This is a genomic window from Nonomuraea sp. 10N515B, from assembly GCF_052245915.1.
Taxonomy (GTDB): Bacteria; Actinomycetota; Actinomycetes; order Streptosporangiales; family Streptosporangiaceae; genus Nonomuraea.
Genome location: NZ_JBQQBQ010000022.1, coordinates 31,443 through 54,764, shown reverse-complemented (window position 1 = coordinate 54,764; position 23,322 = coordinate 31,443). Strand labels below are relative to the sequence as shown.

The window sequence follows — 23,322 nt, the reverse complement described above, 5'->3', positions numbered from 1 at the left end:
TGGCCGTCCTCTGCCGCGACGGGAGCGAATACAACACTGTCGCCCGCGTAGTCGGCTCGAACATCCCCCACCGGTCTCGCTCAGCGGAAAGGCATGACGACCCGCACGCGGTCGCTGTCATTGCCCGGACAGGAACGACATCAGGCGCCGCCGCAGTCATCCCCGATGGGACCATGGCCCGGTCGAAGGGGCTCACCCCCTGAGCGGACGCAGGGCGGAACCCCAGGCGAGGACCTGGTCGAGGACGAGGTTCAGCCGGTCCTCATGGGCGGCGGCGGGCCGGAAGCCGTCCGCGAAGTCGGTATTGATCGACAGCCCGACCTGGTTCGATACGGTGGCCACGCTGAGCAGGCCCAGGACGTGCCGCAGGTGCGAGATCGCCCGGGGCGCGCCATCCACGCCGTAGCCGACGAACCCGGCCGCCTTGTTGGTCCATTCCGTGTACAGGAAGTCGAGGGCGTTCTTGAGCGCGCCGGGGTACGAGTTGTTGTATTCGGGGGTCACGATCAGGAACGCGTCCAGGGACGAGACCTTGGCCGCCCAGCGCTTGGTGTGCTCGTGCTGGTAGTTGCCCGTGGAGGGGTGTTCGGGCTCGTCCAGGTTGCCCAAGTTGTAGTCCTTCAGATCGACGAGCTCGTACTCGGCGTCGCCTCGTTTGACCGCCAGATCGCGGACCCAGTGCGCCACCGCCTCGCCGTTGCGGCCGGGACGGGTGCTGCCCAGGATGATGCCTACCTTCAGCATGTCAATGCTCCCTCAATCGGTTACTCGAACCACCGTAGGGAGACTTGCTGAGATACTGAATGCGCTACCGTCCAACATTTATACGCCAGCGTCTCAGGCGCTAGACTCCACCCATGGACATGCTGAGCGACGTGGTGGCCTTCATGCGGTGCGGGCGCCCTACCTCCACCCGCATCTCCTGGCGGGCGCCGTGGGGCGTGTCGTTCCGCCCGGCGCCCGGGTCCGCCGGTTTCCAGGTGGTGCTGCGCGGGTCCTGCTGGCTCCTTCCCCCGGATGGCGAGCCCGTTCCGCTGAGCGTGGGCGATGTGGTGTTCCTGCCACATGGCGACCCGTTCGGGCTGGCCGACGATCCCGCGCGGCCGCTGGCCGAGTCGGACTGCGATCCGCATTCCAAGCTGTTCGCCTCGGCCGGTTTCGGCGGCGCCGGGGCCGAGACGGTGATCCTTTCCGGCGGCTACCGGCTCGACCTCGACAGGACGCACCCGATCCTGGGCTCGCTGCCCGGCGTGATCCACCTTCCCTCGACGCTGGGCAACCATCCGGAGCTGCGGTCCGCGGTCGAGCTGCTGGCCGCCGAGATCGACAACCCCCGCCCCGGCACGGACACCGTCGTGTCGTCCCTCCTGGAGATGTTGCAGCTGTACGTCCTGCGGGCCTACATCGAGACCCAGGACGAGCCCTGCACCCTGTCCGGCTGGGCCGCCGCGCTGGCCGACCCCGGTGTCGGCCGCGCGCTCGACGCCATCCACCGCGACCCGGCCCGCCGCTGGACGGTCGAGTCGCTCGGCGCCCACGCGGGCATGTCACGCGCCGGCTTCGCCCGCCGCTTCACGGGGCTGGTCGGGCAGCCGCCGCTGGCCTACCTGACCTGGTGGCGGCTGGTGAGCGGGGCCCGCATGCTGCGCGAGTCCGACGCGTCGGTGGCGGAGGTGGCCGAGCGGGTGGGGTACGGGTCGGAGTTCGCCTTCGGCAACGCCTTCAAGCGGGAGTTCGGCGTGGCGCCCGGCCGGTACCGCCGCCAAGTCGCGGTGGCCTAGGCCTGGTTGGTGGCGACCTGCTGACGGTCCCGGTCATCGCCCGCGCAGGCGTGCACGCCACCACGGTCTACCGCCGTTGGGGCTCCCGGCCCGCGTGCCCTCGGAGTAGTGGGCGACTCAGGCGTTCAGTGACGCGATGATCGCCATCGTGGTGTAGGCCATGGTGAAGCGGCCTCCGATCGCATCGATGGCGGCCCCGACGGCCTCCAGCACCTCGGCCAGTTTGTCTGGTGGGAGTTGGGTGAGCGCGCCGGTGGTGGGCAGCAGGTCGAGCCAATCGTCGCGGCTGTAGTACTGCTCCCAGTCGAATCGCCACTGCTCCGGCTCGCCGAACCCGGCCGTCTTCCGGATGCCGTCGGCGAACGTGGCGAACATCGCCTGGTAGATGTCCTGGGCCGGCCTCGGCGGTCCGGCGCTGAGCGGCGAGTTGGGCGCCACCTTCCGGAAGACGGTGGCGAAAGCCTCCGCGACGAAGGGCGGCGCGTCGTAGGCGTGCGCGAACACCGCCAGCAGGCCGCCGGGACGCAGCAGCCGCGCCGCCTTGGCCGGGCCCGCGACGGGGTCCACCCAGTGCCAGGACTGCCCGGCGACGACCGCGTCGAAGGTACGACCGGCGGCGTCCCAGTCCTCGAACGTCGCCACCTCGACCTCAACCCCGGTGCGGCGGGCGAACTCGGCCATCCGGACGTCCGGCTCGACACCCAGCACCTTGCACCCGGCCGCCAGGAACTGACGGGCTTCTATGCCGGTGCCGCAGCCGACGTCGACGATGTCGGGGCCGGGGCTGGCGGTGATGATCTGCCGCACCAGGGCGTCGGGATAGTCGGGCCGGGCCCGGTCGTAGCGTTCGGCGTGGACCCCGAACGACTCCGCCATCTGCCTGGCCTTATGGGGCTCGTTCCGCGGAGGCTCTGGTTGCTCCTGCGCTATAGTGGGCATGCGCCCACCATAGTGGGCAGATGCCCACTATGCAACCCGGGCAGCAGTTCGTGGTGGGCGAAGGCGTGTGAAGAAGGAGGAACGGGGATGCCGACTGGAGTGGCCCTCCGGGATGTGCGGCAGCAGTTGTTCGACGCCGCCGAGCGCGTCCTGCTCCGGGACGGGGCGAACGGCCTGACCAGCCGGGCTGTCACGGCGGAGGCGGGCGTCGCCAAGGGTGTCCTGCACCGGCACTTCGAGGACTTCGACGCCTTCCTCGCCGAGCTCGTGCGGGACCGCATCGCCCGGCTCGAGGGCCAGGCCGACGCCCTTCGCGGCTCCGCCGGGACCGGCACCGTCGCCGGCAACCTGACCGGGGCGCTTATTGACCTGTTCGACTCGGTCGCCGTGGCGATCGTCGGTCTCGTCATCTTCCGGGACGAGTTGCGTGCCCGGCTGCGTCAGGCCCGGCCGGCTCCCGGTGTCCCGGTCCTGACGGATGCCGCGGCCATGATCGCCGCCTATCTGAACGAGGAGTGCGAGCTGGGCCGCATCGCGGCGGACGCCGATGTGGATGCGCTGGCGCTTTCCCTGATCGGGGCCGGGCACATGCTGTTCGCCGGCCGGGAGGGAGTCCCGCCCGAGCCTGAGGAAGTCGGCAAGGTCGTGAACGCCGTCATCGCCGATGTCGTGCAAAGACGACTGCTATGAGCTGGTTGGACGCCGACGCGATCTTGGCGCCGACAGTTGGATATCGCACTGCCGGGCGGCCGCGTCACAGAGGCGTGGACCGACCCGAGCGCTCGACGGCCTTCGCGCGGTCGCTCGCGGGGTCGCGGCGGACCGGCTCCTCGGCCTGGTCGTAGCGGGAGTCAGCCCTTGACCTGACCGCTTGTCCCCCGTGAGAGCCCACCGCACGGTGACGATTCCGGACCCTCGAATCCCTAGCGTTACCGGTGAAGCCGCGGCGCTCCGGCCGCGGGCAACTCGCGAAGGAGTCGTCATGGGAGTCGTCCTGCGGCTGTTGAAGCAGCTCGTGGCCGTCGGGGCAGTCGCTTTCGCCGGGGGCATGGTCGTGGGCGCCGTACAGGGGAACGCGCCTCTCACCCTGGTCCTCGGCCTCGCGACGGCCGCGCTCGCGGTGTTCGTGTACGCCAGGGTGGTGCGATGGTCCGAACGCCGCCCCCCGTGGAAGTGGCCGTGAAGGGGGCGGCGGCCGCCACCGGGCGGGGGGTGCTGATCGGTGTGGGGATGCTCGCCGCCGCCTACGCCGCCACCCGCACCCTGTGGCTGCCGATCGGTCTGCACTTCGGCTGGAACTTCGCCGCGGCCGGCATCTTCGGTACCGAGGTCTCCGGCAACGGCACGCCGCAGGGGCTGCTGGACGGGGTGACATCGGGGCCGGCCCTGCTCACCGGTGGCGCGTTCGGGCCGGAGGCGAGCCCGTACACGGTGGTGTTCGGCGTGCTGCTGACGATCGCGTTCATCTGGCTGGCCCGCCGGCGCGGCTGGTTCCGCTGCGGCGCGGCGCCCGGGCCGGCGCGACCGCTACGCTCTCCCAGTGATCGAACTCCGGCAGGTCCCGGACCTGTGGCGGCGGTCGAGCAGCTTGACGAGCCGATCGAGCTGTTCCGCCCGACCGGCTGTCGAGGTCGTGGTCGCGTTCGAAGACGGTGCCGCCGCCCGTACGTCTGAAGGGCCACCGGTATGTATGTCAGCCAAACCCGCGCCGTCGGCGTGGGCACGTGCCAGAGTGGACCGCACGGCCACCACCCTTCTCTTCGAAGCATTCCCACGACGAAGATGAGGCTGGTGGCCGGCCACAGCACGCGTCCCGGATTTTGGATAAGAACAGCTCACGGTTCTCCAGCACCCAGGTCGCGTACACCATGCGCTCGGCGGGGGTCTCGGTTCTCACCCGGGAACCTGACGCCGGTCTCACTCACCGCGACCGATGTGGCTGCGCCAGCGCGTGGAACCGTAATCGAAACGCTCAATGACCGCCCCGGGATCGAACGTCCCGGGGCTTCCTTCGCGCCGCGCAACCGCGGCTCACTGCTCAGGCGCCAGCACCGGGCTGTTGTGATAGGCGGCGATCAGCCACTGGCCGTCCCGCTTCTCGAAAACCCAGGTCGCGTTCACCTTACGCAGGTCGTCCGGAACCTCGGTCTCGCCGGCGAACAGGATGGCGGATTCGCTGACGACGATCGCGCCGTCCCTGCCGACGAAGCGGATACTGAGCTGCTTGTTGTAGGTCGAGCTGCCCTTGAGCGGCCCCTCGAAGGCCAGGGCCATGTTCTGACGGATCACGTCACGGCTGTCGCGGAGCGAGCCGGTCATGATGGCGGTCGCGTCCGCGGTGTAGTTGGCGACCATGCCGTCGGCGTCGCCGGCCTCCCACGCCTTGTAGGAATCAACCAGCACGGCCTGGATTGCGGCCTCGTCTTCCACGCGAGTGTTCGACATCAGATTCTCCCTTGTGATCGGCTCGCTCGGGTCATTCCGGCGAACTCGTCATACATACCGGCGGCGGGGTCGGAACTCATCGCGCCCGCCAAGAGATGTTGAGGCGTACTCGGCGCACAGGGCGGGCGACGTGACGAGGCCCGGTCATCGCCCGCGCAGCTGCAACGACACCGCCTCCGCGAGCAAGCCCAAAGACGTCACCTCCATCGCGGATAAGGGCCGATGGAGGCACCGAGGATGAGTCGACCGTCAGCGCGTCAGGGCGGCGCCCAGCTGGCGGATCACCTCGGCCTCGCCGGGGTTGACGTCGTCGCTGGATGGCGCGTGTTCGGTGATGGCTGCCCCGATGATGTCGTCCACCTGGGAGATGAGGTCGATCAGTCGCTGCGGCTGCACGCCGTTCGGCTCCGGGTAGCAGGTTGCGCCAAAGGCGGTGGGCTCCAGGACGTCGAGGTCGATGTGGACGTACACGGGGCCGCGCAGACCGACGAGTGCACGCTCCAGGTCGTCGACGCCGTACCTGCGCAGGCCGGTCGTCGCGAGGTACTCGTGCTCGGACGCGTCACCCGCTCGCTCTCCAGCGATGATCACCTGATGTGGTGCCAGCGGATGCTCCAGGGTGAGGCCGGTCGGTCCGTCGCCGAGCAGGGCGCGCACCACCATCCCGTGGAAGGCGCCCGATGGCAGCGTCTGCGGACTGTAGACGTCCGGGTGGGCATCGATCCACAGCACCGTCAAGGCGTCCCCATAGCGGGTGTAGGCAGCGGCGATCGGCGGGATGTCGACCGCGCAATCGCCGCCAATAGTGATCACCCGGTCGTCGATGCCGGCCAGTGCCTTCTGCGTCAGCCGCTGGTTCTCCACGAGCACGTCGTACGCGCGGATCCCGGCGGCCTTCTCCCCGCCCGCTTCAAGCACCGGCACGGTCACCACCGTGTCGGCCGGAACGAGGTCGGCGGCGCGGCGAGCGCCGGCCATCAGCTGCGGCGCCTTGCCCGACGCCGATCCTTGCCATTGGGGTACGCAGAGCACAGTCGTCATGCGGCGACGATACGAGATGCCAGAATCAAGGGTCTAGATCGATCTGTTGCTTCGTCAAGGAAATTTCCACCAGATCGGCACGATGGCAGGAAGCTATCCAGAAGGCTCTCTCATCACCGCCCCGGTGCCGGACGAATCGGCGGCCGACAACCCGGCTGAACGGCGGTCGTCTCGTCGCGGAGGAAATTCCGGAGAAATCGGGCAGTCCGCCTTGTTAGGGTGCCCGAATGAGTTCTCAGCCGGCCTTGCTGCCGCGCTCGACACCGGCGGCTTCGGGGGTCTCGTCCCGTTCGATCGCCGCGTTGCTGGACCGGCTCGAAGCACAATCCGTCGAGCTCCACTCCATCATGGTCGTACGCCACGGTCACGTCGTGGCCGAAGGCTGGTGGGCGCCGTACTCGGCCGGGCGCCCGCATCTGCTCTATTCGCTGACCAAGTCGTTCACCTCGGTCGCGGTGGGGCTCGCGATCGCCGACGGGCTGCTCTCGCTGGACGACCGGGTGGTGGACGTGTTGCCCGACCACGTTCCGGCCGACATTTCCGAGCAGGGACGCCGCCTCACCGTGCACCACCTGCTGTCCATGACGGCCGGGCACAGCGCGGACAGCCTCGCCGAGGCCTGGCAGCTGGAACCGGGCGACCTGGTGAAGGGCTTTCTACGCGTACCGTTCTCTGAGCCTGAGGGAACTCGGCACACCTACGACAATGCGACCACGTTCGTCCTGGCCCGGATGGTGGAACGGGTCACCGGCCGCGGCCTGCCGGAGCTGCTCGACGACCGCCTGTTCCAGCCGATGGGCGTCGACCACGCCGAATGGGATCGGGTGGCGAGCGGTTCCGCCTTCGGATTCCACGGGCTGCACCTCACGACCGAGGCCGTCGCCGCCTTCGGCGAGTTGCTGCTGCGCGGAGGCGTCTGGGGCGACCGCCGGCTCATCCCGGGCGAATGGGTGGAGCTCGCGACCAGGCGGCACATCGAGACCCGGCAACTCGAGGACGGCTCGGCTAACCCCGACTTTCTTTGCGGGTACGGCTACCAGTTCTGGATGTCGCGGCACGGTTACCACGGCAACGGCGCCTTCGGCCAGCAATGCGTGGTCGTCCCGTCCCACGATCTCGTGGTCGTCCTCACCGCCGCCGTCGAGCAGACACACGCCCTGCCGAGCGTCCTTTGGGACTGCCTGCTGCCCGGCCTGGATGACGCGGGAAGCCCCCGGGACGACGAGATCCTCGCTGATCGCCTGCGGCGGCTGTCACTCGCGCCGGTGCCGGGGTCGGCTGCCCCTTCCCGTTCCGGTGCGGCGAGGATCGACGCCTCCGCCGAGGATTCGGCCCTGCCTGACGGAACCACGGTGGCGGTCGAGCCGGTGGACGGCGGATGGCACCTGCAACTCGGGTCGTCCCTCAAGGTCGCCGTCGGCCACGGCACATGGTGGGAAAGCTCGCCGCTCGGCCGCCCGGTCGTTGCCGCCGGCGCCTGGCAGGGCAACACGTTCGTCGCCGACCTCTACGTCATCACCACCCCGCACCGGATCCGGCTGGTGCTCGACGCCGACGCGGGGACAGCGGCGGCGACGTGGAGCACCGTGCCCCTGACCAGCCCCAGCCTGGAGTTGCATCTGCGGTCGCCGCTGATGACCCGGCCCGACGTCGCGTAGGTGATGGTGACCGGGGCATCCCGTGATGCCCGGCGCCGGCACCTCCGCCACCCGATCCTCGGCACCTACTTCTGACCGCCTTGACCACCCTTGATTATCGCGGCACCATGCGTGGCTTGAGTGTCGGACTGATCATCGCGATGCCTCATTTGTTCACTGCGGTACGCGCCCAGGTAGGGCCGACGGCCAGGTGCTCACCCGGTCGCAGCGGCGCGATGGCGTGCGCATACGCCCAGGTCCACATACCGCGTGGGCACCCAGCAGCGCCGCCGCGCGCTGGCGCGGTGTGGCGGCTCAGGGGGTTCGGTACGCCGGTGGGTTGGTGCCGTACAGTTCCTGGTGCCACAGGTCGGCGCAGAGGCGTTTGATGCCGGCCGCCAGATGGCGGCGGTAGGTGGTGAAGGGCAGGGCGAGGTGTTCGGCGGCCGGTTCCTGGGTGGGTGTGCCGTGCAGGAACGTGACCGACAGCGCCCGGTGGAACTTGACCGAGCGGGGATCCCCACGCAGGTCGTCGATCGCCCGTCCGCGCCGGCGAACCGGTGCGCGCGGCCGCAGCGCTGGAGCGGCTCAGCCTGCGGGCCCATGCCAGCGGCACCTCGTGGGCGCTCGGACTGGAGGCTCGCTCGCGGGCGCTGATGAGCACGGGGCCGGCCGCTGAGGAGCTGTATCGCGAGGCGATCCAGCGGCTCGGCGACTGCCGGAGGGTGCCCGACCTCGCCCGCACCCACCTGGTCTATGGCGAGTGGCTGCGCCGCGAACGCCGGCGCAAGGATGCGAGCGAACAGCTCCGCACCGCCCACAAGCTGCTGTCCGAGATGGGCCTGGAGGCGTTCGCGGCGCACGCCGCCCACGAGCTGCACATCGCACGCCTGGTAGCCACTGGGGCGACCTCCAAGGAGGTCGGCGCGCAGCTGTTCCTGAGCCCGCGCACGATCGACGCACCTGCGCAGCATCTTCCGCAAGCTCGGCATCACCTCCCGCCGGCAGCTCAGGGACCTGCAGCTTCCCTGACCCGGCTCGGGCGCCGGTGGACACCTACCGCGCCACCAGCGCCCAGGCTCGATGCGACCGGTCGCCCTCTACTGGCGCGGACACGTCGTCCACCCGGGTAGGGGCCTACTCCCGCAGGATGGACAGGGCTCGGGACGGGCACAGGGTGACGGCGTCGCGTGCCTGCGCCACGGTCTCGTCGTCGGGGCGGTCGGTCAGCAGGGTCACGATGCCGTCGTCGTCTTGGCCGAAGACGGCCGGTTCGGTCAGGACGCACTGGCCGGAGCCGACGCAGAGGTCGGTGTCGGCTGTGATCCGCATCATGTCCTGCTCACCAGGTGACCGGGAGTTCGTGAACGCCGTAGATGACGGCGTCGGTCTTGAACGCCAGGTCCTCGACCGGTACGGCGGACCGCAGGGTGGGGATGCGGCGGAACAGCGTGTCGAAGACGATCTGCAGTTCCATCCGGGCCAGGTTCTGGCCGAGGCACTGGTGCGGGCCGAAGCCGAAGGCGAGGTGGTGGCGGGCCCCGCGCTCGACATCCAGGTCGGCCGGGTCCTTGAACGCCGCCGGGTCCCAGTTGGCCGACAGGCCGGAGACGATGACGCCCTCGCCGGCCTTGATGCCCACCCCGCCGATCTGCACGTCCTCGGTGGCCAGCCGGGAGGTGACCCCGTCGGCGATGGAGAAGTAGCGCAGCAGTTCCTCCACGGCCATGGGCGTCCTGCCCGGGTCGGCCTTGACCAAGGCCAGTTGCTCCGGATGGGAGAGCAGCCCGACCACGCCGAGCGAGATCATGTTCGCGGTGGTCTCGTGTCCGGCGGTCAGCAGCAGGAACGCCAGGCTCACCAGGCTCGCGTGGTCGAGGGCGCCCTGCTGGCGTTGCCGGGCGATCTGCCGGCTGAACAGGTCGTCGCCGGGTTCGGACTCCTTACGGGTGAGCAGGTCGTCGACGTAGGCGCGCAGTTCGGCGAGGGCTCGCCGGCGGTCTTCCAGCGAGGTCGGGCGCACCATCATGGTGGTGCGGCTTTGGAAGAAGTCGTGGTCGGTGTAGGGGACGCCGAGCAGTTCGCAGATCACCAGGGAGGGCACCGGCAGGGACAGCGCCTGCACCAGGTCGACCGGCCGCTGGTCGGTGGCGAGCATGTCGTCGATGAAGTGGTCGACGATGTCCTGGATCCGCGGGCGTAGCGCGGCCAGCCGCTTCACGGTGAACTCGCCGATCACCGGGCGGCGGGCCGCGGAGTGTTCCGCGCCGTCCATGCCGAGCATCAACGGCGGCTGGCTGCGGAGCTGCTGCAGGGTCGCCGCATCGAGGGTGAAGAGCGGGAAGCCCTCCTTGCGCTTGTCGGAGGAGAAGCGGCCGTCGGCGAGGACGGCACGGGCCTCCTCATGCCCGGACACCCACCACGCTTCGCCGCCGCTGGTCAGGCGGATCTTGTTGATCGGCGCCTGCTCGCGCAGCCGCTCGTAGGCGGCGGGCGGGGCGAACGGGCAGCTCCGCTCGACCGGCAGTTCCAGGCCGGCGAGTTCGCCGACGACGTTCTTCGTCATGAATGACCCCCTAGTAAGAGATCTGGTTGAGTCTGCGTGGGGCTGTTCGGGCTTGTTCTGCGGTGAACACCGGCGGCGGAACAGCCGCGGCTGACCAGGCACCGCGTCTGGCTTCCCCGAGGGTGAGCGGGGTCGCGGATTCGATGCGGGTCCGTTCGTTTGGGGTTGCGAACGTAGGGTCCGGTGATTCCGGCGTCCTCAGTAGTCCCGCCGCAACGGTGGCGGCACGGCGTGCGCAGGTCGGTGGCCAAGCGTGCCGGACCAGCCGGGCAGCATTCGGGTGCGGTCGACGGACCGGACAGGGTCTGTTCATCTCAGGGTGAGCGGGGTTTCGGCTTCGAGGTGGGTCAGCTTCTTCGGATTGCCGACGTAGTAGAGGCCGGTGATGCGGGCGTCCTCAACACGGATCGCGATGACGCCGTCGATCTCGCCGTCCACGCGGACGAGGAGGGCCGGGTTGCCGTTGATCACGATGGGGTCACTGGTGAGCGCGACCTGGGCCTTGCCGAGGCCGCCGACGATGAAGCGGGCCACCTTGTCGGCGCCGATGATCGGACGCGGCGCGGCCTGCTTGACGCCGCCGCCGTCGCTGATGACCACGACCTCGGGGGCGAGCACGTCAAGCAAGCCCTGCAGGTCCTTGGTTTGGAGCGCGCGCTGGAACGACTCCAACACCGCCCGGGCCTCGCCGGGAGAGACCGCCTCGCGAGGGCGGCGGGCTTCGACGTGGTGCCGGGCGCGGTGGGCGATCTGGCGAACGGCCGCGGGGCTCTTGCCGACGGCGGCTGCGATCTCGTTGTAACTGACATCGAAGGCTTCGCGCAGCACGAAGACGGCGCGCTCGGTCGGCGACAGCGTCTCGAGGACGAGCATGAGCGCCATCGACACGCTCTCGGCGAGCTCGACGTCCTCGGCCACGTCCGGCGTGGTGAGCAGCGGCTCGGGCAGCCAGGGGCCGACGTAGGCCTCCTTGCGGCGCTTCATGGTGCGCAGCCGGTTGAGCGACTGCCGGGTGGTGATCCGCACCAGGTAGGCGCGCTGGTCGCTCACCTGCGCCACGTCGACCTTCATCCACCGCAGCCAGGTTTCCTGCAGGACGTCTTCGGCGTCGGTGGCCGAGCCGAGCATCTCGTAGGCGACGGTGAACAGCAGGTTGCGGTAGGCGACGAACGACTCGGTGGCGCAGTCCATGCCCTCGCCGTGAGCGGGCGGCTCGGCTGGGTCCGTGGTCCGCTCGCTCATGCCTGGCTCCCGCCTGTTGGTTCTCGAGGGTGTGACACGCACAAAACACCGGTCGCCACCGCTTTGTGACACCTGCGGCCGGTGGCGTATGTCACACAGCCGCGCCGTCACAGGGGTTGGGACGCCGGTGTCTCCATGGCCGACAGGATGCCGCGCGAACCATCCGCACGGCACGCGGCCCCACGAGTGGTGTCCACCGTGGAAATCCGCCACCACAGAAAGAAGGAAAGACGTCATGAGCAAGGTCTGGTTCGTCACCGGTTCGTCCCGCGGCCTCGGCCGCAACTTCGTCGAGGCCGCCCTGTCCCGCGGCGACAAGGTGGCCGCGACCGCCCGCACGACCGGAAGCTTTGATGAGCTGGTCGCCGCCTATGGCGACGCGGTGCTCCCGCTCGAGCTGGACGTGACCGACAAGGCCGCCGTCTTCGACAGCGTCAAGCGGGCCAAGGAGCACTTCGGCCGGCTCGACGTCATCGTGAACAACGCCGGCTACGCCATGATCGGCGCAATCGAGGAGCTGACCGAGCAGCAACTGCGCGACCAGCTGGAGACCAACGTCTTCGGCGCGGTGTGGGTGATCCAGGCCGCGCTGCCCCACCTGCGCCAGCAGCGCTCGGGGCACATCATCCAGCTGTCCTCGGCCGCCGGGCTCATCGCCATGCCGCTCGGCGGCGCGTACCACGTCTCCAAGTGGGCCCTGGAAGCCCTGAACGAAAGCCTCGCCCAAGAGGTCGCCGACTTCGGCATCAAGGTGACCGTGGTCGAGCCGGGCGGCTTCGCCACCCGCTCCGGCAAGAATCCCGATCCTCTCGCCAACGGCCACCTGGCCGCGACCAACCCGATCTACGACGGTCTCCGCCGGCGCATCGCCGGGATCGCGGGAAAGCAGCCCGCCGGTGACCCGGCCGCCGCTGCCCAGGCACTCCTCAAGATCGTCGACTCCGACAACCCGCCCCTGCGGGTGCTCTTCGGGCAGGGCTTCTACCCGATGCTCCAGCAGGTCTACGCCGACCGGCTCAAGACCTGGGCCGACTGGCAGGACCTTTCGGCGGAGGCTCACGGCAATCTCGATCAAGAAAATCGGTGACCCCAGGGCGGAGTCAGCTCACCGGAGCAAGCGTTGTCTGGGGTCCGTCTGGACCGGCAGGCACGTAAGGCGAGTGGCCTTATGGGAACTTACCTGACGGATTTATCTGGGATTGTCAGGCAAGTGGGTCACGTCAGGGGACGTAGGGTTATCTTCGGGTGACTCTGGATAGTCAGCCATGTGTGGCATGTAGCGTCATCGCGTCTTGCCTCACGAGTGACTTCGGGGGTCTTCCGGCATGTCAGGCATTGAGTCCGCCGTCCGGGGGAGTCGGCCGATGCCGTGCCTGGTTACCATCAGTGGCCATGACGTGACCCGGCTGAGGGACGTCCGCCTCATTCCCCTGGTGTTCGGGCCGCTGATCGGTTTCCTGCGCTCGCCAGCGCGAGTCCTCAACCGCACAGGCGCTACGCGAAGCCGTCACCGGCGCTCAGGCGGATCGTCCCCGCGCTCCGGTCAGCCGGCCGCCAGCACCGCCTGATGGGAACGACCGGCCGAACCGGCCGCCTTGACGGTGACCACGGGCCGATTCCCGGTCGAGACGGTGACCGTCGAGTCAGCGGAGAGCACGGCCGAAGCCGGATATGGGAGGGTGACCTTGATGGTGCTCCCCGTCCGTTTCGGGTCGGACACCGCAACCCGAATCTGGCCGTCCGCGCGACGGACGACGACGGCGGCCGGGGCATCGGTGGTGAGCCCATCACCGTCGCCGGGCACCCAGAAGTTCCCGAAGAACAGAGTCCCGCCGGCTTCGTTCACCTCGATCGCCTGCAGCTCTTCGTTGTTGGCCACGATCCGTACCAGCCCCTCGGCGCGGTCCGCGGTCTGCTGGGCGGTCGCGCCGGGCAACAGGGCGTAGGCGTACGTCGCCTGGTCCGGAGCGGACCCGTGGTCGAACCACATGGTCAGGTAGCGCCGGGTGATCGGCGTCGGGTCACCGACCACGGTGCCGGTGCTGATGTCGCGCCAGCTGCCGGTGCGTTCGGCGCGCGAAGCGTGCAGCTCCGCGCCGCCGGGGAACACGTATCCGCCGACGCCTTCCAGGTGGGCCCAGCGTGCGGCCGGGAACGTCTCCGACCAGCCTTGGCGGACCGGCTGGACGGTGCCGTCTACGGTGAGCGCATTCGTGCCGGACGCGTGCAGGTTGCGATTCTCCACGATCGTCTCGACGGTTTCGACTGGCTCAGCGAGCGTGAACCTCAGCACGGGCCTGAGCGTGCGGTGCTCCCGGCTGCCGATCTGCACCGACAGTCCCTGCCCCGCAGGCTGCAGGATCGCGAAGTCCACGTGGCCCGTGCCGACGCGGCCACGTACGTAGTCGGTCACGTCAACCGACAACCAGCCGCCGGCCGCAGTCGTGCGCATCGTGGCCAGCCGTGATTCGATCGACGGCTTGGTGTCCCAGGTGATGGTGTCCTCTTCCCAGCCGTCACCGGCGCGGTGGACGTTCACGGTCGCGGTGTCGCCGCCGGAGTCGACGACCTGGGCGTGGAACACCAGCCGCGCGGACGCGACGTCCGGCCGCAGCCCGCCGAGGTCGAACCGCAGGAAGGATTCCCGGGTGAGGCTCGGGTTCGCGTGGTTCTTCACCAGCAGCCATTGGCTGTCGCCGTAGTTCGTGTCGGCATGCGCCCCGCCGTTGACTCGCGCGTCGGCGACCGGGGGACGCGAGTACTCGCCACCGCCGTTGATTCCGGCGCCGAGGGCGACCACCATGTCGTCGAGGCAGAACCAGGACTTCTTCGACTCCAGCTCGCTGCCGTCGGCCTGGTGGCTCATGCCGGCACTGACGTACCGTTCGTCGAGGGCGGCGCCACCTACCCACTGGGCGTTCGGGGTGTACAACCCCTGACCGCCGCCCATGTCGAGCCGGGGCATGGTGTCGACGGTGATGCCCGGCAGCCGGTACGGGTCGACCGTCGGCCAGAAGGCGTCGTTGAACTGCCTGAGGTCGTCGTTGTAGAGGTATGTCATGCCCTCGCCGAGATACCATCCGCGGCGGTTCTCGCCGTTGATCGATTCGTACGCGGCGATCCGCCGGGACGACATGCTGATCGCAAACGCCCAGGTCGGGCGTCGGTGCACCACCCGATCCATGCCGGCGAAGACATGGCTCGCCACCGATCCCGGGGCAGCCGGCACCGAGGAGTCCTCCAGGACCGCCTTGGCCAGCGAGATCGCCGGGATCGAGGCATAGTTCAGGAAATCCTGCGCCTTATTGCGCTCGATCCATCCCTTTGCCAGGGCCTTGTAACGATCGGCGTAGCCATCGGGCGCCCCGGCGGCCAACATCAGCACGTTCGTCGTCGTTTGCCGGCCGGTGCCGAGATCCCCGCTTCCTTGACGGGAGATCGCCCGGCCGCGTACGCAATCCATCATCAGGCCGTTCCACATCAGCGGCTCGAAGGCGGACTCGACCGCATTCAGGACGATCGTCAGGTCGGGGTCGGTGATCTCCCATCTCGAGCCGCCGAGAAGTGCCACCATGTCGGCGACGCCACCGAGCATCTCGTTCCCGTACGTTCCGGTATAGGGGATGTAGGTGTGGAAGACGTACGAGCCGTCGGCGTAGAGGCCGGCCCCGGAGGTGGTCAGCTGGAAGAGGCTGTTGGCTCCGCCGCCGGCCACGTCCGACAGCCCGTCGCGCGCGAGCTGGAGCTTTGCCGCGCTCTTGCCGAGAAATCCGCGGATCGCCACGATCAGCGCCTTGTCGGCCCGGTTGGCGCCAGTCTCCGCCATCGAGGGGTTCGCGCTCCGGTAGTCCGGGTTCGGGCAGAACGCATCGATCGCACGCAGGTATTTCGACAACTGGGTCGCACTCAGGTGGTCGTAGACGAGAGTGGCGATCCGGGCGAGCCGCCCCGGCATGCCGATCTCCCACCACCACCAGTTGCCGGCCTGCTGCTTCGCCTCGTTGAACGCCACCGCATGGAGGAAGTCCAGCCCGGAGATGATGTCGCCGACGAGGTCCGCGTTGCCGTGCTGAGCCGTGCCGGTGGTCGCCCATGCCTGAGTCATCGAGAGCAGCCGGGCATAGCTCGCCCCGGCGTTGTCCCCTTGCGGGCCGTCCAGCGGCAGGTCCGGCCAGAGCATCGTTCGTCCGTCGGACCGGATCATGCGCTGGGAAAGGTCCCAGGCGGTGGCACTCAGCTCGTCAAGCCTGGATTTATACACCGGGTCGAGGACGTCGACGTCACTGCCGATATACAGATCGCGATACCGCAGACGCAAAATGTCGTAGTCGTCCTGCTGCTGGGCCCCGGCCGGACCACCTGCAAGAAGCGTTATCCCGCTTCCCAGGAGGACCGCACCGCTTAGCCTCAGGACGGTCCGCCTGGATAATCCGCTCACGCCGGACTTGCCGACAATTCTGTGGTGACTCATGAGGCGGCATTGTTTCAGAAAGTCCGAGTTGCGGTTGAGGCCCTTGGGGCGATCGGCCCCCTGGGATAGCACCGCGCTAGCGCTGCGCTAGTACGGCGCTAGTACGGCGCTAGTACGGCGCTTGCACTGCAAGGGCTCTATACATTCGAACGGCGCCCGTCGTTACCGACCCGGACGCCTTCCGCGCGGTCTGGGACGCCGCCGCCGCCGCACCCGGCTGGGCTGGCCCGGCGCTCTGGCTGCACGGCGACCTGCATTCGGCCAACGTAGAACCGACAGGAGCGACACGTGAAGCACCGCATCGTTGTAGGATCCGCGTTTCGCTGTCGAAATCCGCGCCTCCGTGTCAGTTTGTTGTCGGATTCGACATGCCGAGGCGGACCGGCAGATAACCATCGCAGCGAGGTCACCGCCAACACGATCACCGGTAATGGATTCCGTACACGCCTGATCAATCGCTGTGCGCATAAAGGCATAGAACTCTCAGCGGCGCGACCGAAGACTGCAGATGACAAGCGGAGGCCCACTGGCGGGTAAACGGACTGGGCAGACGCACATCGGACCGTCCGCCGCCTGATCATGAACATTCTGCGCTCAATCACCACGGCGTCGGCAATAGGCGCCCTGGTCGTCGGCTTCGCCAGCCCGGCGGCCGCTCAGCCAGACTCGCCGCAGAGCGACGAACGGGCCTTCGCGCGGTCACTGGTCGCGAAGCTCGACGCCGCCGCCGGCCTCTACCTCGTGAACTACAACTCCGGACGATACCTGCAGCCCAGGCGTCATAGCACTGCCAACGCGGCCCGCATCGTCCAATGGGATTACACCCGATCCAAATTCCAGAGATGGAAGCCCGTCCTGGACGGCAAGTACACCAGCTTCGAAAACCTCGGCTCGCACAAGAACCTCGGCATCAACCACGCCAGCGGCGATCCCGGCGCCAACGCCATTCAGGCAAAACCGGCCGGCGACTGGAACCAGGACTGGCTTATGGACCCCCGCCCCTACCCGGGAGAATCGTTCGCGCTGGTGAACCGCAAGAGTGGCCTCTGCCTGGGAATCTCGCACGCCAGCATCGCGAACGGCGGACAGGCCGCTCAATTCCGCTGCGACGGGCGCGCCAACCAGCGTTGGGACTTCTCCCGCGGATAGCGCCTCCTCGAACAGGCACACCAAAGTGCGCCGCAGACGGTCCAAACGCTGCTATCCGACACAGATCTGCGGATCCTACAATCGTCGTCCTCGGCGCCGGCTATGCCGGGGCCTACGTGGCCGGGACCCTGGCCCGCCGGCTGTCCCCGGCGGACACCGAGATCATCGTGGTCAAGATCTCGCTGTGAGGCATCTGGCACCCGACCTTCGGCCTGCCCAAGCGCAAGCGCCGCCTGGCGGCCGCCGCGCCGGATGAATCCGCTGAGAAGGCGGTCGCGTAGCCGCCTCGGGTGGTCCGCGAGCAGCGATTCGCCGCGTGGATGGTGCGGCGCATCCGCTCTCGCTCCTTCAAGGCGCCCAAAGTGTTCTGCCGCGAGGCGGCCGGACACTTCCCTCGGATCTTCCCTTCATCTTGTTGCCCGCTTGGTCATTCCGGGTTGGGGAGATCGGCAGGTAGGCCAAGCGGGGGGTCGTTGGCCAGGTCGAACGCCGCGGCGAGGATGGTGAGGACCTGAATCATGGCCTGAGGTGCCAACGCGTACTCGCCGCGCCGCCGTTGTGTGATCAGCCTGGCACTCTGCAGCGCGCGTAGGTGGTGATAGAGCTGGCCGCTGGTGGTCTGCTCGCCGTCTGCGCCGAGGGACTCTTGGAGGTCGGCACTCGTGCACCCGCCCTGTCGTACGAGTGCGGCGAGCAGCGCCAGCCGCGGCCGGCTGCCCAGGGACTCCAGGATGTCGGCCACCGGCGCCCAATCGGCCGACAGCAACTCCGCGAGCGAGAGTTGCCTGTCCCAGAGGCTCTCGCCGCCGGCCAACCGTGCGGCTCCGACGTAACCCACCGTCCCGAGCTTGTCCTCCTTCTTCGCCTGGCGGAGCATGCCGGTGGCTGCTGCGGTAAGGGACGGCGACTCCGGAGGGCGTCGCGGTGGGCCAACGGTGTCGACCCGGCCCTCCAGGCGGGCGATCCGGCGCTCGAGCTCGGCGAGCCTGTCCTCGCTCATCACACTCTCCTACGTTAGTCCGTAATTACGAAGTAGCGTAGGCGGCTGACGCGGGCATGGCAACGCCATCCCATACCGGGCCCGAGCCGATCAGCAGAGCGCCGTACCCGCGCGGTGACGCCTTTCACGCGATGACTAACATCCGCGTATGTCTCGTTTTGAGGTGGCCACCTTGGTTCTCGCGCCGCCGCCGGTCGTCTTCGACGCGTCCTTGTCTGTCGAACTACACGCCTCCTCCATGCGTGGCTCACGCGAGCAAGCAGTCGCAGGGGTCACTTCCGGGCAGCTCTCCCTAGGTGATCACGTCACGTGGCGCGCGCGGCACTTCGGCTTCACCTGGCACCTGACCTCGACGATCAGTGCCTACATCCGGCCCTCGTACTTCGTCGACGAACAAATACGCGGCCCATTTCGGTATCGGCGCCACGCGCATACCTTCGAATCGACACACGTCGGTGACAGCGGTGTCGAGGCCACCCTTATGAAAGACATCGTCGACTTCGCCGCGCCCGCCGGCTCATTGGGCACCCTCGCCGAGGCTCTCGTCCTGCGGCGTTACATGACCAAGCTGATTCTGCTGCGTAACGCGCACATCAGGGAGACGACCGAGACCGCCACTTGAGGTCGCGCAGGACGGGCCCATAAAGCGTTGGCGTCGCAGTCCTCGAGCGGGCTAGCGTTGCGTCCGTCATGCGCTCGGAGGAGGTGCCCTGTCTGGGCCCGTGAGTAGGCAGATTGGAGATGCGGGATGACTTCTCAGCTCGTCGCGCTCTGCGTCGATGCGAACGACCCGCTCGGTCTCGCGCGCTTCTGGGCCGGGGTCCTGGGCTGGGAGATGGCCGGTGACTCTCGAGACGGCATCGCGCTCCTGCCGAGCGATGACACCGGGTTCCGACTCGGATTTCTTCCGACCCAGGAGAAGAAGATCGGCCCGAATCAGATGCACTTCGATCTGACGAGCGCGTCCCTCGAGGATCAGCAGCAGACGGTGGAGAGGGCGCTCGGACTCGGTGCGCGGCACATCGACGTCGGGCAACTCCCGGAAGAGGGTCATGTGGTGCTCGCCGACCCCGAAGGCAATGAGTTCTGCGTCATCGAGCCGGACAACAAATTCCTCGCCGACTGCGGATTCATCGGAGCGCTTGCGAGCGACGGTTCGCAGGAAGTCGGCTACTTCTGGAGCGAAGCGCTGGGCTGGCCGTTGGTCTGGGACCAGGACCAAGAGACCGCGATCCGCTCGCCGCACGGCGGTCCGAAGATCACCTGGGGCGGTCCGCCAGTGGCGCCGAAGACCGGGAAGAACCGGCTGCACTTCGACCTCGCTCCACCCGTCGACGGTGATCAGCAAGCGGAGGTCGACCGTCTCATCTCCCTCGGAGCGACTCGGATCGACATCGGCCAGGGCGAGGTCAGCTGGGTGGTGATGGCCGATCCCGACGGCAATGAGTTCTGTGTGTTGACTCCCCGATAGCGTGACCAGATCGGGGATGGCGCGCCTGCGTTCCACCCCGCGGCCCGGTGTGATGCCGGCGGACCGCCGGCCGTCCCAGGTCGGCTCGTGCGCCGCGGTTCGTGACTCACGCGGCCCAGTACCGGTCCCATGTTCCTCGCCGAGGCAATCGCCGTGCCCGGGATGGCTGCGGCGACAGTGATCAAGCATCGCGCGCGGTCATGGACGAGCACGGTCGCCGCGTTCCACCCACCACAGGCTGGGAGCGGCGCAAAGGCCTTGTCAAACCGATTCGGCGTCGACACGATCCCGCGTCGACGCCGAACCTAGTCCTCGGTGCCGGTCACGTCGTCAGTCATGGTGAGGGACCATCCGTGCAGAGGAGTCCGGCGAGCGTGCCGGGCGATGGCCGCCTCACCCGCGCTCGCCGGAGGGTTTCCTCGGCGGCTATTCCGCGTAGGGCTGGTCGGTTGCCTGGGCGCTGTAGGCGAGACTCCAGATGTAGCCGTCGGGGTCGGCGAAGGAGCCGCCGTACCCGCCCCACGGCAGGGCGCCGGCGGGCTTGAGGATCGTGGCGCCGGCCTTCCCGGCCTCGGCGATGATCTCGTCGACCCGCGCCTCACTGCGGACGACGTAGGTCAGGACCAGCCCGCTGAAGCCGCTGCCTTCCGGGCTCGTGCCCACCTGGTCGGCCAGGCCTTCGCGGCGGTAGAAGCCGACGAGTGAGCCTGCGTCCGATGCGAAGAACACCGAGACGCCGTAGTCATGCTTGACCGTCCAGCCGAGCCCTTCGGTGTAGAACTGCTTGGCCCGGTCCATGTCCCGGACGCCGAGGAGGATCGAGCTCACGTGCGCTTTCACGCCTTGTCTCCTTTGTACTTAAGGTGGCTGAACCGGCAGGCCGGACGTCCGGGCCGGGCCCGGATGTCACATCGGCGCGGGTTCGCCGGTCAATCGATATGACCGGCGAAACGGAGGAATGTGACAGATGGCCGAGCACGACTGGCTGAGCGAGCGGTTCGCCGAGCACCAGGACCGCTTGCACGCGGTGGCCTACCGGATGCTCGGCTCACCCGGCGAGGCCGAGGACGCGGTGCAGGAGGCGTGGCTGCGGGTCAGCCGCGCCGACACCGGCCAGGTCGAGAACCCGGGCGGGTGGCTGACCACGGTCGTGGCCCGGGTCTGCCTGAACATGCTCGAGGCACGCCGCAACCGGCGCGAGGACTCGGCCGGGGCGCTGCCGCCCGAGCCGGCCGCGCCGCACGCCACCCTCCACCCCACCGGCCAGGCCGGGCCCGAGGACGAGGCATTGCTGGCCGATTCGGTCGGTGTCGCCCTGATGGTGGTGCTGGACACCCTGACCCCCGCCGAGCGGCTCGCGTTCGTCCTGCACGACGTCTTCGCGGTGTCGTTCGGCGAGATCGGCACCATCATCGACCGCTCCCCGGCGGCGGCCCGGCAGCTCGCCAGCCGGGCCCGGCGCCGGCTGCAAGGAGCGGCCTGCGCATCCGACGCCGCGCGATCGGCGAAGCGGGACATCGTCGCGGCCTTCCTGGCCGCCTCCCGGGGCGGGGATTTCGCCGCCCTGCTGGAACTGCTCGATCCGGACGTCGTGGTCGGCGAGGTCCGGGGCGGCCACGCGGTGGCGGCCTTCTTCGCCGGACGGGCTCAGGCCGCCCGGCTCGCTCTGGTCGACGGCGTTCCGGCGGCCGTCTGGTCGCACCGCGGCCGGCCGATGGCCGTCTTCACGTTCGCCGTCAATGACGAGAAGATCACCCGCATCACCATCGACACGGACCCGGACCGGCTCCGCGACCTCGACATCGTCTTTCTTCCCGCCGGCGACAAGGAGCGGCGTTGACCCCCGCGGATCTCAAGCTCTCGTCCTGCACTCTCGCTGTCCACGACGTTGACGAGGCGCTCGGCTTCTACCGTGACGTGCTCGGCTTCGAGATACGCGACGACGTCGGAACCGAGCGGATGCGACGGGTGAGCATCGGCCCGCCGTCGCAGCCGGAGGTGCAGATCGTCCTCACCACCCCCGGCGCGGACCCGGGTGCCTCGCCGGCCGACCGGCAGGCGATCGCCGACCTGATGGCCAAGGGCCTGCTGGGCAGGCTTGTCTTCGTGACCGGCAACTGCGATGCCACCTTCGCGCACATCGAGGCCGCGGGCGCTGAGGTGATGCAAGAACCGATCAACCAGCCCGACGGCGTCCGCGACTGTGCCTTCCTCGACCCCTCCGGCAACATGCTGCGATTCACCCAGCCGCGGCAGGTAGTCCAGGCACTCCCGTCGCGGCAGGCACACGCCGCGCCGGGCCGCCAGGCACCCTGAACGCGCTCCAGCGCGACGTTGACCGGATCGGCGGGGTTGTCCTGTCCGGCCTGCGCCGCCTTGCGGATCGCCCGGTCGCGTCGTGGTCCACGCCCATGCGCGGACGAAGCCGAGATGGCCGCGGATCCGAGGGATACTGGGGCATGGGACGCTGGGGGCGGTAGGCGACTCCGGCGCGGCGTACGATTCTGATGTGACCAGCAGTTCCGCCGCGACGCAGCGCCTGCGCGACCTCGCGCTGCTGCGCCGCGTCCGCGATCGGATCGACCGGGAGTACGCGCAGCCGCTGGACGTGGAGGCGCTCGCCCGGGGCGTGAACATGTCGGCCGGGCACCTCAGCCGCCAGTTCCGGCTCGCCTATGGCGAGTCGCCGTACTCCTATCTGATGACGCGGCGCATCGAGCGTGCGATGGCGCTGCTGCGGCGTGGCGACCTCAGTGTCACCGAGGTCTGTTTCGCGGTCGGCTGCTCGTCGCTGGGCACGTTCAGCACGCGCTTCACCGAGTTGGTCGGTGTGCCGCCGAGCGTCTATCGGCGCGAGGCGGCGCGCGCGACGGCGGGGATACCGTCGTGCGTGGCGAAACAGGTGACCAGACCGATCAGGAATCGAGAAGCGCCGACGAGCGAGCCGCACCTAGCGTGACGAGCATGGACATCACCATTCACTCGAGCTTCCTCCCGCACGACCACCCGGAGGTCTCCCTGGCCTTCTACCGTGACACCCTCGGCTTCGAGGTCCGCAGCGACGTGGGATACGAGGGGATGCGCTGGATCACGGTCGGCCCCGCCGGCCAGCCCGGCACGTCCATCGTCCTGGAGCCGCCGGCCGCCGATCCCGGCGTCACCGACGACGAGCGCCGCACCATCGTCGAGATGATGGCCAAGGGCACCTACGCCGGCATCGTCCTGGCCACCGCCGACCTCGACGGCACCTTCGAGCGGGTGCAGGCCAGCGGCGCCGAGGTCATCCAGGAGCCGACCAAGCAGCCGTACGGGGTTCGCGACTGCGCTTTCCGCGATCCCGCGGGCAACATGATCCGCATCCAGGAACGGCGCTGAGCCGTCCGGCTGACCGGACGTTCGGGCCGACTCCCAGCAGGAGACCAGACCCATGCCCACCGAAGCGTCCCGCGAGGCCAGCCGGTCCTACCGCGAGGTGCTGCGTGACCGGCGGCTGGCTGGTCTGAGCGCCGACGCCTTTGACAAGAGCTGCACTGCCTGATGTCCCGTGCGCGTACGAGCGGCCCGGATCCGTCACCGAAGC

Annotated in this window: 24 protein-coding genes; 14 read left to right on the top strand and 10 right to left on the bottom strand. The window is 68.7% G+C overall.

The annotated features are described in order from the left end of the window. Positions 1-192: 192 nt before the first annotated feature. Positions 193-744, bottom strand: a complete 552-nt coding sequence (locus ACTWQA_RS29690; protein ID WP_443162347.1) for an NADPH-dependent FMN reductase — start codon at positions 742-744, stop codon at positions 193-195. A gap of 113 nt (positions 745-857) precedes the next feature. On the opposite strand from ACTWQA_RS29690, the gene ACTWQA_RS29685 reads away from it, so the two are divergent. After that, positions 858-1,781 carry an AraC family transcriptional regulator gene (locus ACTWQA_RS29685; protein ID WP_443162346.1) on the top strand — a complete coding sequence of 308 codons (924 nt, stop codon included), beginning with the start codon at positions 858-860 and terminating at the stop codon, positions 1,779-1,781. Between the two features lie 117 nt (positions 1,782-1,898). Here the strand turns inward: ACTWQA_RS29685 and ACTWQA_RS29680 are convergent, their stop codons facing one another. Then, complete coding sequence (locus ACTWQA_RS29680; RefSeq protein WP_443162345.1) at positions 1,899-2,720, bottom strand: class I SAM-dependent methyltransferase; 822 nt, start codon at positions 2,718-2,720, stop codon at positions 1,899-1,901. A gap of 87 nt (positions 2,721-2,807) precedes the next feature. On the opposite strand from ACTWQA_RS29680, the gene ACTWQA_RS29675 reads away from it, so the two are divergent. From ACTWQA_RS29675 to ACTWQA_RS29665, 3 genes are all read left to right on the top strand, one after another. Further along, on the top strand, positions 2,808-3,410 hold the full coding sequence (locus ACTWQA_RS29675; protein WP_443162344.1) for a TetR/AcrR family transcriptional regulator: 603 nt from the start codon (positions 2,808-2,810) through the stop codon (positions 3,408-3,410). A 292-nt stretch (positions 3,411-3,702) separates the two neighbouring features. Continuing rightward, the gene (locus ACTWQA_RS29670; RefSeq protein WP_443162343.1) at positions 3,703-3,903 is read left to right on the top strand and encodes a hypothetical protein; all 201 of its coding nucleotides are present in this window, start codon (positions 3,703-3,705) and stop codon (positions 3,901-3,903) included. Beyond that, complete coding sequence (locus ACTWQA_RS29665) at positions 3,888-4,394, top strand: hypothetical protein (protein WP_443162342.1); 507 nt, start codon at positions 3,888-3,890, stop codon at positions 4,392-4,394. Before ACTWQA_RS29670 ends, ACTWQA_RS29665 begins: the two co-directional genes overlap by 16 nt. 357 nt (positions 4,395-4,751) lie before the next feature. On the opposite strand, the gene ACTWQA_RS29660 is transcribed toward ACTWQA_RS29665, so the two are convergent. Both ACTWQA_RS29660 and ACTWQA_RS29655 read right to left on the bottom strand, forming a co-directional pair. Next, a complete protein-coding gene (locus ACTWQA_RS29660; protein ID WP_305925053.1) occupies positions 4,752-5,165 on the bottom strand; it encodes an SgcJ/EcaC family oxidoreductase in 414 nt (137 codons plus the stop codon). Positions 5,166-5,414: 249 nt separating this feature from the next. Next, the gene (locus tag ACTWQA_RS29655; protein WP_443162341.1) at positions 5,415-6,206 is read right to left on the bottom strand and encodes an arginase family protein; all 792 of its coding nucleotides are present in this window, start codon (positions 6,204-6,206) and stop codon (positions 5,415-5,417) included. Between the two features lie 227 nt (positions 6,207-6,433). Here ACTWQA_RS29655 and ACTWQA_RS29650 point away from each other — a divergent pair, with 227 nt between their 5' ends. Together ACTWQA_RS29650 and ACTWQA_RS29645 are read left to right on the top strand one after the other, a co-directional pair. Then, on the top strand, positions 6,434-7,864 hold the full coding sequence (locus ACTWQA_RS29650) for a serine hydrolase domain-containing protein (protein ID WP_443162340.1): 1,431 nt from the start codon (positions 6,434-6,436) through the stop codon (positions 7,862-7,864). A 539-nt stretch (positions 7,865-8,403) separates the two neighbouring features. Continuing rightward, positions 8,404-8,976 (top strand): hypothetical protein, encoded by a 573-nt coding sequence (locus ACTWQA_RS29645; RefSeq protein WP_443162339.1) that lies wholly within the window; start codon positions 8,404-8,406, stop codon positions 8,974-8,976. A gap of 4 nt (positions 8,977-8,980) precedes the next feature. Here ACTWQA_RS29645 and ACTWQA_RS29640 read toward each other — a convergent pair whose 3' ends face one another. From ACTWQA_RS29640 to ACTWQA_RS29630, 3 genes are all read right to left on the bottom strand, one after another. Beyond that, positions 8,981-9,178, bottom strand: a complete 198-nt coding sequence (locus ACTWQA_RS29640; protein ID WP_443162338.1) for a ferredoxin — start codon at positions 9,176-9,178, stop codon at positions 8,981-8,983. A 7-nt stretch (positions 9,179-9,185) separates the two neighbouring features. Beyond that, complete coding sequence (locus ACTWQA_RS29635; protein WP_443162337.1) at positions 9,186-10,409, bottom strand: cytochrome P450; 1,224 nt, start codon at positions 10,407-10,409, stop codon at positions 9,186-9,188. 309 nt (positions 10,410-10,718) lie between these two features. Continuing rightward, the gene (locus tag ACTWQA_RS29630; RefSeq protein WP_443162336.1) at positions 10,719-11,651 is read right to left on the bottom strand and encodes an RNA polymerase sigma-70 factor; all 933 of its coding nucleotides are present in this window, start codon (positions 11,649-11,651) and stop codon (positions 10,719-10,721) included. Between the two features lie 235 nt (positions 11,652-11,886). On the opposite strand from ACTWQA_RS29630, the gene ACTWQA_RS29625 reads away from it, so the two are divergent. Then, on the top strand, positions 11,887-12,738 hold the full coding sequence (locus tag ACTWQA_RS29625; RefSeq protein ID WP_443162335.1) for an SDR family NAD(P)-dependent oxidoreductase: 852 nt from the start codon (positions 11,887-11,889) through the stop codon (positions 12,736-12,738). A 456-nt stretch (positions 12,739-13,194) separates the two neighbouring features. Here the strand turns inward: ACTWQA_RS29625 and ACTWQA_RS29620 are convergent, their stop codons facing one another. After that, positions 13,195-16,122: a polysaccharide lyase family 8 super-sandwich domain-containing protein gene (locus ACTWQA_RS29620; RefSeq protein ID WP_443162334.1), complete on the bottom strand. Its 2,928-nt coding sequence runs from the start codon at positions 16,120-16,122 to the stop codon at positions 13,195-13,197. 579 nt (positions 16,123-16,701) lie between these two features. Between ACTWQA_RS29620 and ACTWQA_RS29615 the strand changes: the two genes are divergently transcribed. Next, a complete protein-coding gene (locus ACTWQA_RS29615) occupies positions 16,702-17,271 on the top strand; it encodes an RICIN domain-containing protein (RefSeq protein WP_443162333.1) in 570 nt (189 codons plus the stop codon). A 427-nt stretch (positions 17,272-17,698) separates the two neighbouring features. On the opposite strand, the gene ACTWQA_RS29610 is transcribed toward ACTWQA_RS29615, so the two are convergent. Then, positions 17,699-18,271 (bottom strand): ArsR/SmtB family transcription factor, encoded by a 573-nt coding sequence (locus ACTWQA_RS29610; protein WP_443162332.1) that lies wholly within the window; start codon positions 18,269-18,271, stop codon positions 17,699-17,701. A 148-nt stretch (positions 18,272-18,419) separates the two neighbouring features. On the opposite strand from ACTWQA_RS29610, the gene ACTWQA_RS29605 reads away from it, so the two are divergent. Both ACTWQA_RS29605 and ACTWQA_RS29600 read left to right on the top strand, forming a co-directional pair. Further along, entirely contained in the window at positions 18,420-18,893 is a 474-nt protein-coding gene (locus tag ACTWQA_RS29605) for an SRPBCC family protein (RefSeq protein ID WP_443162331.1), read from the top strand. Positions 18,894-19,019: 126 nt separating this feature from the next. Next, the gene (locus ACTWQA_RS29600) at positions 19,020-19,742 is read left to right on the top strand and encodes a VOC family protein (RefSeq protein ID WP_443162330.1); all 723 of its coding nucleotides are present in this window, start codon (positions 19,020-19,022) and stop codon (positions 19,740-19,742) included. A 426-nt stretch (positions 19,743-20,168) separates the two neighbouring features. Here ACTWQA_RS29600 and ACTWQA_RS29595 read toward each other — a convergent pair whose 3' ends face one another. Beyond that, positions 20,169-20,582 (bottom strand): VOC family protein, encoded by a 414-nt coding sequence (locus tag ACTWQA_RS29595; protein WP_443162329.1) that lies wholly within the window; start codon positions 20,580-20,582, stop codon positions 20,169-20,171. Positions 20,583-20,709: 127 nt separating this feature from the next. Between ACTWQA_RS29595 and ACTWQA_RS29590 the strand changes: the two genes are divergently transcribed. The 4 genes from ACTWQA_RS29590 to ACTWQA_RS29575 all read left to right on the top strand — a co-directional run bounded on the left by ACTWQA_RS29590 (position 20,710) and on the right by ACTWQA_RS29575 (position 23,117). Then, positions 20,710-21,582: a sigma-70 family RNA polymerase sigma factor gene (locus tag ACTWQA_RS29590; RefSeq protein WP_443162328.1), complete on the top strand. Its 873-nt coding sequence runs from the start codon at positions 20,710-20,712 to the stop codon at positions 21,580-21,582. After that, positions 21,579-22,058 (top strand): VOC family protein, encoded by a 480-nt coding sequence (locus ACTWQA_RS29585; RefSeq protein WP_443162327.1) that lies wholly within the window; start codon positions 21,579-21,581, stop codon positions 22,056-22,058. The genes ACTWQA_RS29590 and ACTWQA_RS29585 overlap by 4 nt, the downstream gene beginning before the upstream one ends. Positions 22,059-22,251: 193 nt before the next feature. After that, entirely contained in the window at positions 22,252-22,701 is a 450-nt protein-coding gene (locus ACTWQA_RS29580) for a helix-turn-helix transcriptional regulator (RefSeq protein ID WP_443162326.1), read from the top strand. 5 nt (positions 22,702-22,706) lie between these two features. Beyond that, entirely contained in the window at positions 22,707-23,117 is a 411-nt protein-coding gene (locus tag ACTWQA_RS29575) for a VOC family protein (protein ID WP_443162325.1), read from the top strand. Positions 23,118-23,322 lie beyond the last annotated feature (205 nt).